Below are 16,609 nucleotides of genomic sequence, written 5' to 3' on the forward strand. Positions count from 1 at the left end.
GCCACGCCCTGGTGCTCGCGGGTGAACAGCGGCGCGCCCAGCGCCAATTCCAGCCGCCGGATGTGCTGGCTGACCGCGCCCTGGGTCAGCGCTAGTTCGTCGGCCGCGCGCGTGAAGCTGCGCAGCCGCACGGCCGCCTCGAAGGCGCGCAGCGTCTGTAGCGGAGGTAAGGGTCGGCCGGCCATGATGTGCGCATTAATATCACTAATACCCAGCTCTCACAAATCTTGGTTTGTCGCGCCGCCGGGCCGTCCATAGACTGCCTGTCATGACATACCGACTCTTTTATTCCCCTGGCGCATGTTCCATGGCGGCGCACATCGTCCTGGAAGAAGTCCACGCGGACTTCACCCTGGAAGGCCTTAACCTGGCACAGGGCGCCCATCTGCAACCGGATTACCTGGCCATCAACCCCAAGGCACGCGTACCGGCACTGGAAATTCCAGGCCAGCCGCGCGTGCTGACCGAGTTGCCGGCTATCCTGGCGTTCCTGGCCCGGCAGTATCCGCAAGCCGGCCTGTTGCCGGCGGACTCGGCCATCGAGTCCGCACGCGGACTGGAATGGCTGGGATGGCTGGCGGCCTGGGTGCATGCCACCGGCTATGGCGCACTATGGCGCCCCGCGCGGTTTAGCGCCGACACAACCCTGCACGACGGCATTCGCGCCCAGGGCCGGCAGACCATCATCGAGGCCAACCGGAAAATCGAACGCCATTTCGCCGACGGCAATGCCTGGGCGCTGGCTTCGGGCTATTCCATCGTGGATCCCTTCCTGCTGGTGCTGTACCGGTGGGGCAACCGCATCGGCCTGGACATGCGCACCGATTGCCCGGCCTGGACGGCCTCCAGCCTGCAGGCGGCTCAACGGCCCGCGGTGCAGACCGTGCTGCAACGCGAAGCGGTGACACTGGACGGGTGAACGCAGGACGGCGGCAGTGCTACGCGCTGGATTCGGTTTCCCAATGGATGAGGGCCCAACGCAACGGCGCCCCGGCACGCTGGCGCGGCGATGCGTCTTTGTACCAGTCCTGCAGGCGCTGGCGTTCGGCGTCGTCCAACCCGCCCATCGAACGCGCCACGCGCCGGGCATAATCATCGAAGTCGGCGGCGCCGGCCAACTGGCTGTCCACCGTGATGTAGTCCAGCGTAGGCTGGATGCCCATGCCGTGCAGCATGTTGATCACGTAGATGTAGTCGGGCATGGCCGGCCGCGCGCGGCCGACCACCCGCTGGATGGCCGGGTCAATGAAATGCCCGCCCGCCAGGTGCGTCAGGTAGGCCCGCCGCCGAGCCTTGGCGTGCAGCTTTTCCAGCGCCCCGGCCAGGTTCTCCACCACCGACGACCGCGAGGCGATCACGATGTCGCATGCCGGCACGTCGGACCAGTCATCTTCCCAGGCGCGCAGCAGCGGCCGCACGTTATGCAGCCCCTGTGCCTGCGCATTGCGCGCCAGCGCGTCGAGCATGCCCTGGCTGTAGTCCAGGCCCACCACGTGTTCCATTCTGCCGGCCAAAGGCAGCGCCAGGGTGCCCGGACCACAGCCCACATCCAGCAGCGTGCGGGCGTCGTCGAACCGCATGCGGGCGATGAAGTCTTGCGCATAGCGGCTGTGCCCGATGCGGCGGCCCAGTTCGCCGGCGCGTTCGTCCCAGGCCTGGGCGGTTTTGGGCTTGCCGCGGGCCTGTGCCAGATGATCGCGATACAACTGCGCGAAATCAACAGATTCTATGGTCATGACGCCCCGCCCTGGCGATGGATGCAGAGTTGGTCGAACCAGGCTTGCAGCGCGGCCCGGGCCACCGGCATTTCGACACCGCCTTCGCCGGTGAAGCGGCGCCAGGCGGGCAGCAGCGCACCGGACACCACCGTTACCAGGGGTATGCCCTCGCTCATGAGGGCCAGCATTTCCTGGGCGAAGCCGCCGCCTTCCGCTTCCTGCGCCCCGTAGCGATTCGCGATCACCAATTCCGCCCGCGCCTGCAGCGCGTCGCGCAGCACCTGGCTGGCCCCGCTGAGCGCGCCCGGATCCAGGCTGCACGCCCGCGAGCCCGGGCCCAGGTCCTGGGAAAGACGGTACAGCCGCCCCGTGCGCAAATCGGCCAGGCGGCGTTGCGGCCGGCCGCGGCCATCGGGCGCGGTAGTTTCGCGCTGCACCAGCCCGTGGATGCGGTGGCCACGGGCTTGCATGTCGGCGGCAAATGCGGCCAGCAGTTCATCCGCCCCATGGGGCGGCTGGGAATAGACCAAGGCGGCGATGGCGGCGGGGGCAACAGGGCGGGAAGACATGGATAAAGCACAAGGCGCGCCTGGCGCCCGGCCCGGGTTACGGGTGAATGACGCGCTCCACTCTATACCGGCCGGCCGCCAGCCCCAAGCCCGATACCGGCCTAGGGCGACAGGTGGATGGCAGGCCGCAAAAAACCATGCTATAATTTTTTTCTTTGGTGCTCGCCCATGGCAAGCACTAAAACATGCGGGAGTAGCTCAGTTGGTAGAGCGCAACCTTGCCAAGGTTGAGGTCGCGAGTTCGAGACTCGTCTCCCGCTCCAGTTTCCGGAAAAGCCCAGACCACGGTCTGGGCTTTTTTTTGGCCTGGCACGGTGGCCGGGCATTAAAGGGGCACAAGCGGTGGACGTTGCACTGATCCTGTTGGCTGTCTTCGTGGTGTGGCAGGTGCTGCGGGCGCGCTACCAGCGCTCGAAAATTGCCTTGCTGGGCAGGCATCTGGCCAACCTGCAGCTCGAGCGGCACATGGAAACCCTGACGCAGGGCTATACCCGCGCCATCCATGAAGACTCCGAAAGCCGCCAGCTCCAGGTGCTGGAAACCTTCGCCCAGACCGAACGCGCCGTGGCGGCCCAGGTACAGACGCTGGCCAGTTCCATGCAGAAAGACGGCCCGCAAGCCACTCGCATGGGCGCGCTATCGTTCTGCGTGCCCTACGGCGAACGCTTTCTGCCCGCGGCGGCGCTGCGGGATTTCGGCGCCCTGCTGCATATCCATGCCGCCGGCTTGCGCCACGCGGTGGACAACGTCGACAGCTGGGACCCCAAGACGCGCGCCTTCCACCTGTCGGCCGAACTGTACCTGCTGCAGCACAGCTGCCACTGGTTCTGCAAATCCCGCACCGTCGCCGACGCGCGCCTGCTGGTACGCCACCAGGTCAAGCACCAGAAAGTGCTGGAATCGGTGTCTGAAGTGACCCGCTCGGCTTATGTGCGGTGGCTGCGGCAGGCGGCCCAGGCGTGACGCTTGAGCCTGCGGCATCCGCGCGCCGGGCTCAGTAGGCCAGGCGCTACCTCGGCCATCGTGGCAAGTTTGCGCGGATACTGCCGGGTGTCTGGCTCCCGTCAGGGTGCCAGACACCCGGCTTTACCCTGAAGGTGCCTATTTCAAAATAGCGGCAGGAGGCTCAATGGGCATCCACCAGCCGCCGCAGCGCGGGGTCGCGGATGGCGAACACCTGGAACAATCCCAATGCCCGCAGGGCCGGCAAGGCCTGGATGATGTCGTGTTCGGCGGCCTGCCGGTGCGCGGCATCGGCGGCCGCGTCGCCCCAGACCGCGGCGTTGGCCAGAAAGGCGCCCACACTGCCTTTCCGGATCACCACGCCCCCGCGCTCGACCTGGTCTTGCTCATTGGGCAGTATGTCTTCGGCACGCATGGCGGTTTCCTTGAAGTTGCAGACGGTACCATCGTAGGCGCGTACAGCTGGCCTGTGTACGGTATAACAGCCAATCGATAGTCTTTTCGCGCCACGCATGAGCCCCACGCTGATTCCGCCCGACCAGGCCTCCTCCGCCGGCGGGCCGCCGCTGCTCGCGGTGGCGCGGCAGTCCGGCACGGTGCGCCTGACCCGCCGCCACCGCCATGCGCGCGGGCAACTGCTGGGCGCCTCGCAAGGCCTGCTGTCGGTGGACGCCGGCCACAGCCGCTGGGTGGTGCCGGCCACACATGCGGTCTGGATACCTCCCTGCACCCCGCACGGCCTGCGGTCGCACGGCCCGTTCTCGGGCTGGAGCGTCTACGTCGCGCCATCCGATTGCGCCGAACTGCCCGCCCAGCCGTGCATCCTGGCCGCCTCGGATCTGCTGCGCGCGGCCGTACTGCGGGCCGCGTCCTGGGCGGACGGGCCCTTCGACGCGCCACGCTCGCGGCTTGCCGGGGTCATCCTGGATGAAATCCGCACCCTGCCCCGGCCTTCACTGGGCCTGCCCATGCCGCGCGACGCACGCCTGCTGAAAATTGCACAGGCCCTGGCCAACCGGCCCGGCGATGAACGGCGGCTGCCCGAATGGGCCGCCTGGGCCGGCATGGCGCCACGCACGCTCAGCCGCCGCTTCGTGGCCGAAACCGGCTTCAGCCTGACCGAATGGCGGCAACGCGTGCGCCTGCTGCGCGCACTGGAACTGCTGGCCGGGGGCCGGCCCGTCACGGCCGTCGCACTGGACCTGGGCTATGACAATGTCAGCGCCTTCATCGCCCTGTTCCGCGACACTTTCGGCGCTACCCCCGGCCGCTATGCGACCCGGCTGCGCCAGGGGCCGCCGCTTCCCGAACAAGACTGATCCTATTCATCCACCCACCTGACCCGGGTACGGGGGCGACAGAACATCCGCAGACGGAATCCTGTATAATGGTGGGCTTGGCAATTAACGCCCTGGCGCAATGGCAGAGTGGTTATGCAGCGGATTGCAAATCCGTGTACGTCGGTTCGATTCCGGCTTGCGCCTCCAGCAAGAACAAGGCTCTCAGCAATGGGGGCCTTTTTCTTTGGGCTGCCGCACCGGGCCGCTACCGGGCAAACAGTGATAGCCTTGAAAGCCTGGTGCCCGCAAGGAGAACAGGATGAACCGCAACGACGCGACCCCGCCGGATCCCGACGCCCTGGGCCTGGGCGTGGGTGAGCTAATGAGCCTGGCGCGCAGCGCCGGCCTGGAATCCGCCGACGAATCCGCGCTGCAGGCTTTCGCCCTGGCCGTGGCCGAGCAATGCGCCGAAATCGGCGATCAATACACCACCGCCAAGGGCAATTGCGGCGAAGCCATCCGCACCCATTTCGGCCTGGGTTGATCGGCGCCGCCATGGATCCCTCCGTCAAGCAAGCCCTGGCCAAATGGCCCGACGTTCCCGCCGTATACGGCTGGCTGTCACTGGACGAGCGCGGACGCTGGCTGATCCACGAACAGGGCGACGCCGCCGAAGGCGGGCCGGGCGACACGATCACCAGCCCGCAGATCGTGGCCTTCATCGGCCGCAATTACGAATCGGACGACGCCGGACGCTGGTACTTCCAGAACGGCCCGCAACGCGTATACGTGCGCCTGGACGCGGCCCCTTGCATATTGCGGCGGGCCGACGCCGGCACCGGGCTGGTTACCCATACTGGCCGGGCGGTCGGCAGCGTGGCGGGCTGGTGGTTGGACGATACCGGCAGGCTGTATGCGCGCACCGACGCTGGCGCCGGCATGGTCGAAGACCGCGAGCTGGAACCCTTGCTGCGGCAACTGCGGGCCGAACCCGCCGGCGTGGCCCTGGTGGATGCGCTGGACCAGGCCGATTTTGGCCAGGCCGGCACGGTACGCCTGGCGCATCCGGCCTACGCGCCGGCCGCGCCCTTGCAGTGCGGCGTGCGCCGGGGCGACATTCCCGGACTGCTGGGCTTCGTGGCCAACCCGCGCGCGTAATATCGAGGCGGCGCAAGGCCGCCGAGTGCCGGTAGAATCGACGCCATGACCGCCCAATCGCCCCCGACGTATTTCCCCGCGCCGCGCCGCGCGCGCTTCTGCAGCCAGTGCGGCACCCCCATCAACCGCCGGGTGCCAGATGGCGACAACCGCGAGCGCGACATCTGTGACCACTGCGGCGCCATTCATTATCAGAACCCGCGCTTGGTGGTGGGTACGGTGCCGGTCTGGGAAAACCGCATCCTGCTGTGCCGGCGGGCCATAGAACCGCGCTACAACACCTGGACGCTGCCGGCGGGCTTCATGGAACTGGGCGAAAGCACCACGCAGGGGGCGGCCCGCGAAACCCTGGAAGAATCGGGCGCGCAGATCGAGCTGGGCCAGCTGTTCACCATGATAGACGTGCCGCAGATCGAGCAGGTGCACGTGTTCTACCTGGCGCGGGCCCTGGGCCCGGAACTGGACCCCGGCCCCGAAAGCCTGGAAGCCCGGTACTACGACGAGGCCGACATCCCCTGGGACGACCTGTCGTTCCGCACGGTGGCCACCACCCTGAAGCAGTTCCTGGAAGACCGCAGGCGCGGCAGCTTCGGCACGCACCGCTACACGCTCGAATCGCACCGCTGACCCTTGAAACTGCCCTGGCTCGCCCCCGACACGCCCTTTCCGCCGGTTGAGCAGGCGCTGCGCGACCCCGACGGCCTGCTGGCGGCGGGTGCCGACCTGTCCCTGCCGCGCCTGGCGGCGGCGTACGCCAACGGCGTATTTCCCTGGTACAGCGAAGGCGAGCCCATACTGTGGTGGAGCCCCGACCCGCGCATGGTGCTGGCCTGCGCGGATTTCGCCCCCTCGCGCTCGCTGCGCAAACTGCTGCGGCAAATCGCCCGCGACGAACACGGGCTGCTGCCGCACGTGCAAGTGCGGGTCGACACGGCGTTCGAAACGGTGATGGCGCACTGCGCGGCCCCACGCGACGGCCAGGCGGGTACGTGGATCAACCCCTCCATGCAGCAGGCGTATCGCGACTGGCATGCGGCGGGTGCGGTGCACAGCGTCGAAACCTGGATCGACGGCGAACTGGCCGGCGGCCTCTACGGCATCAGCCTGGGCGGCATGTTCTTCGGGGAATCGATGTTCACGCTGGCGCCCAACGCGTCGAAAGTGGCGCTGGCCTATCTGGTGCAGTTCCTGCGCAATGCGGGGGTGGAATGGATAGATTGCCAGCAACAGACGCGCCACCTGGCCAGCCTGGGCGCAAGCCCGGTGCCGCGCGCCCGCTTTGTCGAACACGTGCGCCAGGCAGTGACCCGGCCCGCGCCTGCCTGGCAGCCGGGCTGGCTGGACAGCCAGGGCGCGCTGCGCCCGGCCAGCCCTTCCCGGTTGTGGTCCTGAGCCGCTTCGGCGTTAAGATGTGGAAATACCCGGGCCGGCCTGCTACCTGCCCGGGGCGCCGATGAGCCAGCTAAAAGAACTACCTTTCGCCACCCTGCAGTTCTATTCGACTGCCCCCTACCCGTGCAGCTACCTGCCCGGACGGCAGGCGCGTTCGCAGGTGGCGGCGCCCGGGCACCTGATCAATGCGGGCGCCTATTCGCAACTGGTCGAACAGGGTTTCCGGCGCAGCGGCCTGTTTACTTACCGCCCCCATTGCGACAACTGCCGCGCCTGTGTGCCGGTGCGCGTGGACGCGGCCCGCTACACCCCCAATCGTAGCCAGCGCCGCGCCTGGCGCGGCCACCAGGGCCTGCGCGCCTTCGTGGCCGAGCTGGCCTGGTCGCCCGAACACTACGACCTGTACACCCGCTACCAGCAGGGCCGCCACCCCGGCGGCGGCATGGACGAAGACAGCCGCACCCAGTATGCCCAGTTCCTGCTGACCAGCCGCGTCAATACCCGCCTGGTCGAGTTCCGCGACAGCGGCGGCGCCCTGGCCATGGTGTCCATCATCGACGTGCTGGACGATGGCCTGTCGTCTGTTTATACCTTCTACGACCCGCAGGCGCGCGGCAGCCTGGGCACCTACAACGTGATGTGGCAAATCGAGCAGTGCCGCACCCTGAACCTGCCCTGGCTGTACCTGGGCTACTGGATCCGCGACAGCCGGAAAATGGCCTACAAGTCGGGCTTCCAACCCCTGCAGATGCACCTGGACGGCACCTGGCAGGAACCACCGTCCGATCTGTTCTGACCCGGCCCGCGCGGCGGGGCAAACTGGCTACAATGGCGCCCCATGTCCATCTTTTTCCAAGCCTATCCCCTGGCGCGTCCGGCCCTGTTTGCCATGGACGCGGAAACCGCCCATGAAGTCACGCTGGCCGGCCTGCAACGCGCCTACGATTGCGGCGCCACGCGCAGGCTGCTGCATGCGCAGCCGCAGGCCCCCACCCGGCTGATGGGGCTGCCGCTGTCCAACCCCGTGGGGCTGGCCGCGGGGCTGGACAAGAACGGCGCTTATATCGATGCCCTGGGCAACCTGGGTTTCGGTTTCGTGGAAGTGGGCACGGTGACGCCCCGCGCGCAACCCGGCAACCCCAAGCCGCGCATGTTCCGCCTGCCGCGCTCGCAGGCGCTGATCAACCGCCTGGGGTTCAACAACCAGGGGCTGGAAGCCTTCATCGCCAACGTGCAGCGCAGCCAGTGGCGCCAGCAAGGCGGCGTGCTGGGGCTGAACATCGGCAAGAACGCCGACACGCCCATCGAGCGCGCGGCCGACGACTACCTGCTGGGCCTGGAGGGCGTGTATGCCCACGCCGACTATGTCACGGTGAATATCTCGTCGCCCAATACGCAGAACCTGCGCGCCCTGCAGGGCGGCGACGAATTGTCGGCCCTGCTGGCGCAACTGCGCGACAAGCGCGCCGAACTGGCCGACCGCCACCAGCGCCACGTGCCCCTGGCGGTAAAAATCGCCCCCGACCTGTCCAACGACCAGATCGACGCCATTGCCGACGTACTGCCGCGCTACGGCGTGGACGGCGTCATTGCCACCAACACCACCCTGTCGCGCGATGCGGTAACCGGGCAGCCCCACGCCAACGAGGCGGGCGGGCTTTCCGGCGCGCCGGTGCATGCCCTGTCGCTGGCCGTTATTGCGCGCCTGCGCCAGCGCATGGGGCCGGACGCGGCCATTATCGGGGTGGGCGGCGTGGTATCGGGCCGCCATGCCCGCGAAAAAATGGATGCGGGCGCCAATGCCGTGCAGCTGTACACCGGCCTGATCTACCGGGGCCCGGCCCTGGTGGGCGAATGCGTCCGGGCAATCGCCGCCTGAACATCCCGCAACGCAGCAAAAGCCCGCCGGCGGCGGCGCAAAAAAAAGCCACCCCGTAGGGTGGCTAATTCCAGCTCTGCTCTGTCACTCAACAGTACTACACAGACTGCGATACAACAACAGCCCTTCGGCGGCAATCAGGCGGCGCGGCGGGTGCGCGTGGACTTCGTGGCCACCTCGGCGGCATCGCTGGCGGCCTTGAACGTGGCGTTGGCGGCGGCGTTCAGGTTCGATTCGGCGACTTCGGCGGCCTGCTTGGCGGCCTTGGTCAGCGATTCGTAGGCACCGTTGGCAGTGGCCAGCGACGATTTCAGCAGGGCCACGGCGCTTTCCGAGCCGGTGGGAGCGTTCTTCGAGAACTGCTCGACGGCGGCAGCCAGCTGTTGCTGGCCTTCAGCCACCTGGGCTTCGGCCAGCTTGGCCAGTTCGCCTTGCACGCCGGCGACGATGTCATACACATGCTTGCCATAGGCCAGGGCCTTTTCGGCGCCCGGCTGCACCAGCCCGCTGGTGAAAGCGGCGGCTTCCTGGGGGTCTTTCAGGCTGACGGCTTGTTGCGACGTCTGGGCCACTTCGTCCAGCGTGGCCTTGACGACCTTCATGTTCAGGTCGACCAGCTTTTCAAAGCCGGAGAACAGCGTGGCCTGGGTGGCAACCAGGGTGTCCAGGGCGGATTTTTGCTGATCCAGAATTTGTTGCGGAATGGCGGTCATGAGGGTCTCCTAGAAGAAGAGCCGGGGGCGTTCCGGCGAATAACGATGTTTGGCGACGAAAGAAAACGTGCGCGAAAACCGGTACTGCAAGCTATCGCCGGCCCGTTTGTTGCATTGCACAAACTCCATTTTACGGGTCCTGGACCCGCTGTCAAGCGATTTTGATGCATCGCAGCATACTGCCCCGATGTTGCATTCTTGCGGCACCGCAGACTCGGGGGAAATACCCGGATGACGGCGTATCCATTGTTTTCTACACTGGCGACCAACTGATGACACTCCAAGAAAGAATCGTCAGCCTAAAGTGAAAACACCGCCGCGAATCGCGCGGCTCAGGAGACCTCATGACTTTCATCCCCCGTACGCTTTCGGCGCTGCTGGCCGCGGGCGCCCTGTTCGCAGCCGGCGCCGCCCAGGCGGAATACCCGGAACGGGCCATCAACATGGTCGTGCCCTTCTCGGCGGGCGGCCCCACCGACAACGTGGCGCGCTCGCTGGCCGAGGCCATGCGCCCCACGCTGGGCCAGACCGTGGTGGTCGAGAACAAGGCTGGCGCCGGCGGCACCATCGGCACCTCGTACGTGGCCCGCGCCGAACCGGACGGCTACACCGTGCTGCTGATGCATCTGGGGTTCACCACGGCGCCATCGCTGTATAAAGACCCCGGCTACGATCCGGCCAAGAGCTTCGTGCCAGTGGGCCTGGTGGTCGACGTGCCCATGACCGTCATCGCGCGCGAAGACTTCCCGCCCAACAACATCAAGGAACTGGTCGAGTACATCAAGGCCAATAAAGACAAGGTGTCGCTGGCCAACGCCGGCATCGGCGCGGCCAGCCACCTGTGCGGCACCATGCTGGTCGATGCCCTGGGCGTCGACCTGCTGACCATCCCCTACAAGGGCACCGGTCCGGCCATGAACGACCTGCTGGGCAAGCAGGTCGACCTGCTGTGCGACCAGACCACCAACACCACGCAGCACATCAATGCCAAGAAGGTGAAGGCCTACGCCGTCACCAGCCTGAAGCGCGTGCCCACCCTGCCCGACCTGCCCACCATGGACGAATCGGGCTTCAAGGGCTTCCAAGTAGGTATCTGGCACGGCATGTGGGTACCGAAGGGCACGCCCCAGCCGGTGGTTGACAAGCTGGTGAAGGCGCTGCAGGCCGGCCTGGCCGACCCCAAGTTCAAGGAACGCATGGCGGGCCTGGGCGCGGCGGTACTGGAAGAAGAAGCCAATCCCAAGGCGCTGGAAGCCAAGGTACAGCAGCAAGTACCGCAATGGGCCGAGCTGTTCAAGAAGGCCGGCGTACCGAAACAATAAGACTAATAATCCCGGCCTTCGGGCCCCTGAACCCCCGGCATGCCGGGGGTTTTTTATTGTGCGATTAGAACGGTTTCCTGGACAATCCATCCAGGGCCGGGGGGCTGATCGCGCCACGGCGGCTCGCTAGACTGAATTCTTCATCCCACCATGACGGAGATTTCGTATGGCAGACCATTCCATTGCAGGCAAAGTGGTGCTGATCGCCGGCGGCGCCAAGAATCTGGGCGGCCTGGTGGCGCGCGACCTGGCGGCGCAAGGCGCCAAGGCCGTGGCCGTCCATTACAACAGCGCGTCTTCCCGGGCCGACGCCGACGCCACTGTCCAGGCCATCCAGGCCGCGGGCGCGCAGGGGCTGGCCCTGCAAGGCGACCTGACCAGCGCCGGCGCCATCGAAAAACTGTTCGCCGATACAGTGGCGGCCGTGGGCCGCCCGGATATCGCCATCAACACGGTAGGCAAGGTGCTGAAGAAGCCATTCAGCGAGATCACCGAGGCCGAGTACGATGACATGAGCGCGGTGAACACGAAATCGGCATTCTTCTTTCTCAAGGAAGCCGGCAGGCAGGTGAACGACAACGGCAAGATCCTGACCCTGGTGACCTCGCTGCTGGGCGCATTCACGCCGTTCTATGCGGCTTACGCGGGCACCAAGGCCCCGGTAGAGCATTTCACGCGGGCCGCCGCCAAGGAATTCGGCGCGCGCGGCATTTCGGTGACGGCCGTCGGCCCCGGGCCCATGGACACGCCGTTTTTCTATCCCGCCGAAGAGGCGGACGCCGTGGCGTACCATAAGACCGCCGCGGCCCTGTCGCCGTTTTCCAGAACCGGCCTGACCGACATCGAGGATGTCGTGCCCTTTATCCGCCACCTGGTCAGCGATGGCTGGTGGATTACCGGGCAAACCATCCTGATCAACGGGGGCTATACCACCAAGTAGGCAATTATGCGTACCTTGATATTCATTGTGGTGGGCGTGGTGTTGGCCGCAGCGGCAGTGCGGCTGACGCCCCCGGCGTATCGCTTATGGGCTGCCGGGCTGTTCACGCTGGCATGGCTGGCCGTCTCGGCCTGGAACCTGTGCACCGGCCTGTCGCACGGCTATACCCTGGGGCAGGAACTGCCCATCCACCTGGCGCTGTTCGGCGTCCCGGCCGCGGTGGCCTGGGGGCTGTGGTGGCAATCGCGCCCATGAATCCCGCAAGCACCAACGCACGGCCGGCCAGCAGCGGCGGTACCCATGGATAGGTTCGACCAGTACCGGGTGTTCGCCCAGGTGGCGGACATGGGCAGCTTCATCAAGGCAGCCCACGCGCTGGAATTGCCGCGGGCGTCGGTGTCGGCTGCCGTCCAGCAACTGGAAACCCAGCTTGGCGTGCGGCTGCTGCACCGGACCACGCGGCGCGTGACCTTGACGGCCGATGGCGCGCAATTGATGGAATGTGTCCGGCCGCTGCTGGCCAGCGTGGAAGACATTGACCATATGTTCCGCGCCGGCCATCGCAAGGTAACGGGGCGCCTGCATGTAGACGTGCCCAGCCGCATCGGCCGGCGCCTGGTCGCGCCGGCTCTGCCGGAATTCCTGCGCCGCCACCCCGAACTGCGGCTGGTGCTGGGGTCGACCGACCGGGCCATCGACCTGGTACACGAAGGCGTGGACTGCGTGGTGCGCTTCGGTATCCTGCACGACAGCAGCCTGGTGGTCCGCCCGCTAGGACGCATTGCCTTGATCAACTGCGCCAGCCCCGGCTATGTGTACGAACACGGCCTGCCGCGCGGCCTGGACGACCTGCAGCAAGGCCACTGGTCGGTAGGCTATGCGTCGGCCAGCACCGGGCGCGAACTCGACTGGGAATGCGCGCACGCCGACGGCCGCGTGCAAAGCGTGGCCGTGCCCAGCCGCGTGGTGGTGAACAATGCCGAGACCTACATCGCATGCTGCCGGGCCGGGCTGGGACTGATCCAGATTCCCCGTTTCGACGTGCAGCACCTGCTGGACCGGAACGAACTGATCGAAGTACTGCCCGATAAGCGCGCTGCCCCCATGCCGGTATCGCTGCTTTACCCTCATCGCCGCCAACGCTCGCGGCGCTTGCTGGCCTTTCAGGAATGGTTCCAGGAATTGATCGCCCCCCACCTGGAGCCGCCAGCCTGAAGGCGGATATTTCGCTGCGCTACGCAGATCGCGCAGGCCGCGCGGGCCGCGTCACGTGCGCACGGCGTGCGGCGCCAGGCCCTTGCCCGCGCCATTGGGCGCCACCGTGGGTTCATAGCCCAGGGCCTCGGAAATGTTGCGGGCCGCTTCGACCAGGGCCTGGATCCATTCGTCTTGCAGGCGTTCGGCGGGCGCGGAAATCGACAGGCCGGCCACCAGCTTGCCGGTGTCGTCGAAAATGCCCGCCGCAATACATCGCACGCCCAGCTCGAGTTCTTCGTTGTCGCGCGCGTAGCCGTGGCGGCGCACCAGCGCCAGTTCGCGCTCCAGGCGTTCCAGATCGGTAAGGCTGTTGCGGGTGTGGCCGGCCAGGCCAGTGCGCAGCGCGTAGGCGCGCACCTGGCGGCTGTCGCCGGTGGACAGGAACAGCTTGCCGGTGGACGTAAGATGCAGCGGAGCGCGGCCGCCGATGGCGCGCACCACCTGCATGCCGGAACGCTCGCTCCAGGCGCGGTCGATATAGACGATTTCGTCGCCCTGCTGCACCGACAGGTTGATGGTCTGCCCGGTCAGCTTGTGCAACGAGCGCATGGCCGAAATGGCTGCCTCGCGCACGTTCAGGCGCCCTTTCACCAACGAGCCCAGTTCCAGCAGCCGCATGCCCAGTTGGTACAGGCCGTTGTCCACGCGTTCGACATAGCGCCCCACCACCAGGTCATTGAGAATGCGGTGGGCGGTGGAAGCATGCAGCCCCGTGGTGGCCGACAGCTCTTTCAGGGTAACGGGATCGGAATGGGCGGCCAGCGCGTCGAGCAGGCGCATGGCGCGCTCGATCACCTGGATGGCAATGGGAGACTGGGCCGAGGCATGCTCGCTGTCCGGGCCCGGCGCAATAGCTGACATGGAAGAAGTCACAGTGGGATCGACGGTACGAAACGTTGCGGCGGCCTGAGGCGCCTATGCGGCAGCGCACCATCAGACCTTTTCCCGTATTGTGAAATTTTGTCGGCGTTTTGGCAACCCGGCATTCCAGCGGGCCGCCCCAACCGCCCGATTGCATGGGGTCAGGGCGCCAGCCGGCCCCCCAGGCGCAGCACTTCTTCCTGCAGGTAGGCCAGCGCCTGCGCGGCGCCTTCGGGTTCGCCCTTGACGCCCAGTTCGATATGGGGCGGCCCGCCGGCTTCGCCCACGCTGGGCAGGCTGAACGCGCGTACCTGGGCCCAGCGCTGTTGCAGGGAATTCATGACCGGCGCCACCCGGGATTCGGGAATGCCGAACACCAGGAAGGAATGCTCGACATGGGCCACGGTGTGGTGCAGTGCACGATAGCGTGTATCCAGCGTCCATTCCAGCATGGGCCACGCCATGACGGGAAAGCCCGGGACGAAGGTGTGATCCTGGATGAAAAACCCCGGGATGCGGTTGTACGGGTTGGGCACGATCTCGCAGCCGGCCGGAAACATGCCCATTTGCAGGCGCTGCTGGTTTTCGGGGGCGGCCATGTCGGCCGTACCCTGCCCCTTGGCCGCCATGTCGGACACGCGCAGCGTGATGGCCTGTTCGGCTTCGGGGTGCAATTGCAGCGGCAGGCCCAGCGCCGCGGCCGCGGCCTGGCGGGTGTGGTCGTCGGGGGTGGCGCCGATGCCGCCGCACACCAGCACGATGTCGCCCGACGCGAAACTGCTGCGCAGCGCCGCGGTCAGTTCGGCGCGATCGTCGGGCAGGATCTGGGCGCGGGACAAATGCAGGCCGCGCGCGCCCAGCAATTCGACGATTTTGCCGAAGTGCTTGTCCTGGCGCCGGCCGGACAGGATTTCATCGCCCACGATGATCAGGCCGATACGGCGGGAAAGAGAGGCTGCCATGTTGTTTCCGGAATAAGCGTCAGGCTTCGATGACACGTTCCTGCCGCAGGCGCCGCAGGGCTTCCAGCCCATAATGGGCGTTTACCAGGCCCGCATACACCGGCAGGATGATCCAGGCCGGCGGCAGCAGGTTCAACAACGCGCAGATCAGGCCGATGGTCCAGAAGCCGGTATTGTGGCGTTCGAACAGCACGCGGCGTTCGGCCGGGCTGGCGTGTTCAACAATGGCATCCACGCGCATCATGCGCGAGAACGCAAAGGCCCACCAGAATATCGACAGCAGCACCGCCATGGGGGGAATCAGCCAGAACGGCAGGGTCAGCACCCAGCCGGCGGCGAATACCGCGGTTACCCAGATGGCGTTCCATACGCTGTAGGCCGTGGCGTTGCGGCCCTGGCGCGCGACGCCGGCGTATTCGCGCGAGCCCACATGGCGCAATACCAGCGGCATGACGAACACCGCCGCGATGGCCAGGCCCAGAATGCCCGAAATGGGCAACAAGATGGCCGCGGCAATGACGGGAATGAAGTACAGCTTGATCGAAAACAGACCGATGCCGACCAGCCAGGCGTCGACGTTGTTGACCACCTGCCATTGCGAGGCCTGCACGTTCAGCCATTCGGTCAGCGGCGTCCAGAACAGCCACAGCAGCAACAGGGCGCCCAGCAAGGCGACCAGGAATGGCAACAGCACCGCGAACAGCATGTTGGGATGGCATTGCGACACCAGGGCGCGCTTGAAGGCCTGGGCCACGCCAGCCGCGCCCGACACGGCGCCGCGCGCGGATCCGGGTGCAGGGGAATCAGGACGGGGAGGAATCATGTCGCGGGCAAGGGGTGGATATACATGCCGGGTATGATAGTCTCAAACACGCTACGATTTGATGCCATGCCCCTGCTCGTTCCCGGACCCGACACCCCCGCGCTGCGCGACGCGCTGCGTTCCCAAGACAACGACACATGGCTGGTGGCGTGCTTTTGCGCCGCGTGGTGCGACACCTGCGGGCAGTACCGTCCCAAACTGGCCAGCCTGGCCGCCGCCCAGCCCCGGCGGGTGTATGCGTGGATCGACATCGAAGACCACCCCGACCTGCTCGGCGACGAAGACGTCGAGAATTTCCCCACCCTGCTGGTGCAAATTGGCGCGCGCGTGGTGTTCTACGGGCCCATGCTGCCGCATATCGCCCACCTGGAACGCCTGCTGGAAAGCCTGGGGCCCGACAGCCCCGCGGTATCTACCGGCCTGCCCAATGTGCCGGCGCTGCTGGCCGGCTGAAACAAAGCCCCACCCCGAAGCGCTACGCGCTTCCCACCTCGCGGCTTGCCCGCTTCGGCCCCACCGTCTTCATCCCGGAGCGGGTCGCGCACAAGCGCGGTGAAGTGCCGACACCCATCAAGATTTGCGATTGCCGCCCAACAGCACCGCCACCTGCCGCTTGGGAGCGGTGGAACGCGAGTCGGACTTGGATTCGGCCTGGTCGGGCGCCGGCGGGTTGGCCGGCTGGTACGGCTTGTAGAAAAAGTCATCGACCGGCTGGCGCGGCGCCGTGTAGGCCGACGCGCCGCGGCGGTCGCGCTCGCGGCCGCGAGATCAA

At 66.6% G+C, this 16,609-nt stretch carries 22 protein-coding genes and 2 tRNA genes; 16 read left to right on the forward strand and 8 right to left on the reverse strand.

Annotation, left to right across the window (positions count from 1 at the left end; genetic code table 11):
- The coding region (locus LPZ50_RS10565) for a LysR family transcriptional regulator (RefSeq protein WP_230661075.1) at window positions 1-185 on the reverse strand (185 nt) is incomplete at its 3' end.
- Between the two features lie 83 nt (window positions 186-268).
- On the opposite strand from LPZ50_RS10565, the gene LPZ50_RS10570 reads away from it, so the two are divergent.
- Window positions 269-919, forward strand: coding sequence for a glutathione S-transferase N-terminal domain-containing protein (locus LPZ50_RS10570; RefSeq protein WP_230661078.1), 651 nt, complete (start codon window positions 269-271; stop codon window positions 917-919).
- Between the two features lie 19 nt (window positions 920-938).
- On the opposite strand, the gene LPZ50_RS10575 is transcribed toward LPZ50_RS10570, so the two are convergent.
- Window positions 939-1,736 carry a class I SAM-dependent methyltransferase gene (locus LPZ50_RS10575; protein ID WP_230661081.1) on the reverse strand — a complete coding sequence of 266 codons (798 nt, stop codon included), beginning with the start codon at window positions 1,734-1,736 and terminating at the stop codon, window positions 939-941.
- Window positions 1,733-2,287, reverse strand: coding sequence for a DUF2478 domain-containing protein (locus LPZ50_RS10580; protein ID WP_230661085.1), 555 nt, complete (start codon window positions 2,285-2,287; stop codon window positions 1,733-1,735). The genes LPZ50_RS10575 and LPZ50_RS10580 overlap by 4 nt, the downstream gene beginning before the upstream one ends.
- A 187-nt stretch (window positions 2,288-2,474) precedes the next feature.
- On the opposite strand from LPZ50_RS10580, the gene LPZ50_RS10585 reads away from it, so the two are divergent.
- Together LPZ50_RS10585 and LPZ50_RS10590 are read left to right on the forward strand one after the other, a co-directional pair.
- Window positions 2,475-2,550, forward strand: a tRNA-Gly gene (locus LPZ50_RS10585).
- A gap of 79 nt (window positions 2,551-2,629) precedes the next feature.
- Window positions 2,630-3,250 carry a hypothetical protein gene (locus tag LPZ50_RS10590; RefSeq protein ID WP_230661088.1) on the forward strand — a complete coding sequence of 207 codons (621 nt, stop codon included), beginning with the start codon at window positions 2,630-2,632 and terminating at the stop codon, window positions 3,248-3,250.
- Window positions 3,251-3,413: 163 nt separating this feature from the next.
- Here LPZ50_RS10590 and LPZ50_RS10595 read toward each other — a convergent pair whose 3' ends face one another.
- Window positions 3,414-3,665, reverse strand: coding sequence for a hypothetical protein (locus tag LPZ50_RS10595; protein ID WP_230661091.1), 252 nt, complete (start codon window positions 3,663-3,665; stop codon window positions 3,414-3,416).
- A 97-nt stretch (window positions 3,666-3,762) separates the two neighbouring features.
- Between LPZ50_RS10595 and LPZ50_RS10600 the strand changes: the two genes are divergently transcribed.
- The 8 genes from LPZ50_RS10600 (at window position 3,763) to LPZ50_RS10635 (ending at window position 8,959) form a co-directional block, all read left to right on the forward strand.
- Window positions 3,763-4,569, forward strand: coding sequence for an AraC family transcriptional regulator (locus LPZ50_RS10600; protein WP_230661094.1), 807 nt, complete (start codon window positions 3,763-3,765; stop codon window positions 4,567-4,569).
- A gap of 94 nt (window positions 4,570-4,663) precedes the next feature.
- Window positions 4,664-4,737 (forward strand) — tRNA-Cys (locus LPZ50_RS10605).
- A gap of 112 nt (window positions 4,738-4,849) precedes the next feature.
- The gene (locus LPZ50_RS10610; RefSeq protein WP_230661096.1) at window positions 4,850-5,074 is read left to right on the forward strand and encodes a hypothetical protein; all 225 of its coding nucleotides are present in this window, start codon (window positions 4,850-4,852) and stop codon (window positions 5,072-5,074) included.
- Window positions 5,075-5,085: 11 nt separating this feature from the next.
- Window positions 5,086-5,688: a DUF2946 family protein gene (locus LPZ50_RS10615; RefSeq protein ID WP_230661098.1), complete on the forward strand. Its 603-nt coding sequence runs from the start codon at window positions 5,086-5,088 to the stop codon at window positions 5,686-5,688.
- Window positions 5,689-5,733: 45 nt separating this feature from the next.
- Window positions 5,734-6,315 carry an NUDIX hydrolase gene (locus LPZ50_RS10620; RefSeq protein ID WP_230661101.1) on the forward strand — a complete coding sequence of 194 codons (582 nt, stop codon included), beginning with the start codon at window positions 5,734-5,736 and terminating at the stop codon, window positions 6,313-6,315.
- Window positions 6,316-6,318: 3 nt separating this feature from the next.
- Entirely contained in the window at window positions 6,319-7,080 is a 762-nt protein-coding gene (aat, locus tag LPZ50_RS10625) for a leucyl/phenylalanyl-tRNA--protein transferase (RefSeq protein ID WP_230661104.1), read from the forward strand.
- A 61-nt stretch (window positions 7,081-7,141) separates the two neighbouring features.
- Complete coding sequence (locus LPZ50_RS10630) at window positions 7,142-7,876, forward strand: arginyltransferase (protein WP_230661107.1); 735 nt, start codon at window positions 7,142-7,144, stop codon at window positions 7,874-7,876.
- A gap of 42 nt (window positions 7,877-7,918) precedes the next feature.
- On the forward strand, window positions 7,919-8,959 hold the full coding sequence (locus tag LPZ50_RS10635) for a quinone-dependent dihydroorotate dehydrogenase (protein ID WP_230661110.1): 1,041 nt from the start codon (window positions 7,919-7,921) through the stop codon (window positions 8,957-8,959).
- Between the two features lie 137 nt (window positions 8,960-9,096).
- Here LPZ50_RS10635 and phaP read toward each other — a convergent pair whose 3' ends face one another.
- The gene (gene phaP, locus LPZ50_RS10640; RefSeq protein WP_230661112.1) at window positions 9,097-9,672 is read right to left on the reverse strand and encodes a TIGR01841 family phasin; all 576 of its coding nucleotides are present in this window, start codon (window positions 9,670-9,672) and stop codon (window positions 9,097-9,099) included.
- A gap of 344 nt (window positions 9,673-10,016) precedes the next feature.
- On the opposite strand from phaP, the gene LPZ50_RS10645 reads away from it, so the two are divergent.
- From LPZ50_RS10645 to LPZ50_RS10660, 4 genes are all read left to right on the forward strand, one after another.
- Window positions 10,017-10,994 (forward strand): tripartite tricarboxylate transporter substrate binding protein BugD, encoded by a 978-nt coding sequence (locus tag LPZ50_RS10645; RefSeq protein WP_230661115.1) that lies wholly within the window; start codon window positions 10,017-10,019, stop codon window positions 10,992-10,994.
- A gap of 166 nt (window positions 10,995-11,160) precedes the next feature.
- Complete coding sequence (locus tag LPZ50_RS10650) at window positions 11,161-11,934, forward strand: SDR family oxidoreductase (protein ID WP_230661117.1); 774 nt, start codon at window positions 11,161-11,163, stop codon at window positions 11,932-11,934.
- Between the two features lie 6 nt (window positions 11,935-11,940).
- Window positions 11,941-12,189, forward strand: coding sequence for a hypothetical protein (locus LPZ50_RS10655; protein ID WP_230661119.1), 249 nt, complete (start codon window positions 11,941-11,943; stop codon window positions 12,187-12,189).
- A 45-nt stretch (window positions 12,190-12,234) separates the two neighbouring features.
- The gene (locus tag LPZ50_RS10660) at window positions 12,235-13,149 is read left to right on the forward strand and encodes a LysR family transcriptional regulator (RefSeq protein WP_230661122.1); all 915 of its coding nucleotides are present in this window, start codon (window positions 12,235-12,237) and stop codon (window positions 13,147-13,149) included.
- Window positions 13,150-13,200: 51 nt separating this feature from the next.
- Here LPZ50_RS10660 and LPZ50_RS10665 read toward each other — a convergent pair whose 3' ends face one another.
- From LPZ50_RS10665 to LPZ50_RS10675, 3 genes are all read right to left on the reverse strand, one after another.
- A complete protein-coding gene (locus LPZ50_RS10665; RefSeq protein ID WP_230661134.1) occupies window positions 13,201-14,052 on the reverse strand; it encodes an IclR family transcriptional regulator in 852 nt (283 codons plus the stop codon).
- Between the two features lie 161 nt (window positions 14,053-14,213).
- Window positions 14,214-15,014: a competence/damage-inducible protein A gene (locus LPZ50_RS10670; protein ID WP_230661125.1), complete on the reverse strand. Its 801-nt coding sequence runs from the start codon at window positions 15,012-15,014 to the stop codon at window positions 14,214-14,216.
- Window positions 15,015-15,033: 19 nt separating this feature from the next.
- Window positions 15,034-15,837 (reverse strand): EI24 domain-containing protein, encoded by an 804-nt coding sequence (locus LPZ50_RS10675; protein ID WP_230661128.1) that lies wholly within the window; start codon window positions 15,835-15,837, stop codon window positions 15,034-15,036.
- Between the two features lie 66 nt (window positions 15,838-15,903).
- Between LPZ50_RS10675 and LPZ50_RS10680 the strand changes: the two genes are divergently transcribed.
- Window positions 15,904-16,290: a thioredoxin family protein gene (locus tag LPZ50_RS10680; protein WP_230661131.1), complete on the forward strand. Its 387-nt coding sequence runs from the start codon at window positions 15,904-15,906 to the stop codon at window positions 16,288-16,290.
- Window positions 16,291-16,609 lie beyond the last annotated feature (319 nt).

The sequence above is a fragment of the Bordetella petrii genome (genome assembly GCF_020991325.1).
Taxonomy (GTDB): domain Bacteria; phylum Pseudomonadota; class Gammaproteobacteria; order Burkholderiales; family Burkholderiaceae_B; genus Bordetella_A; species Bordetella_A petrii_E.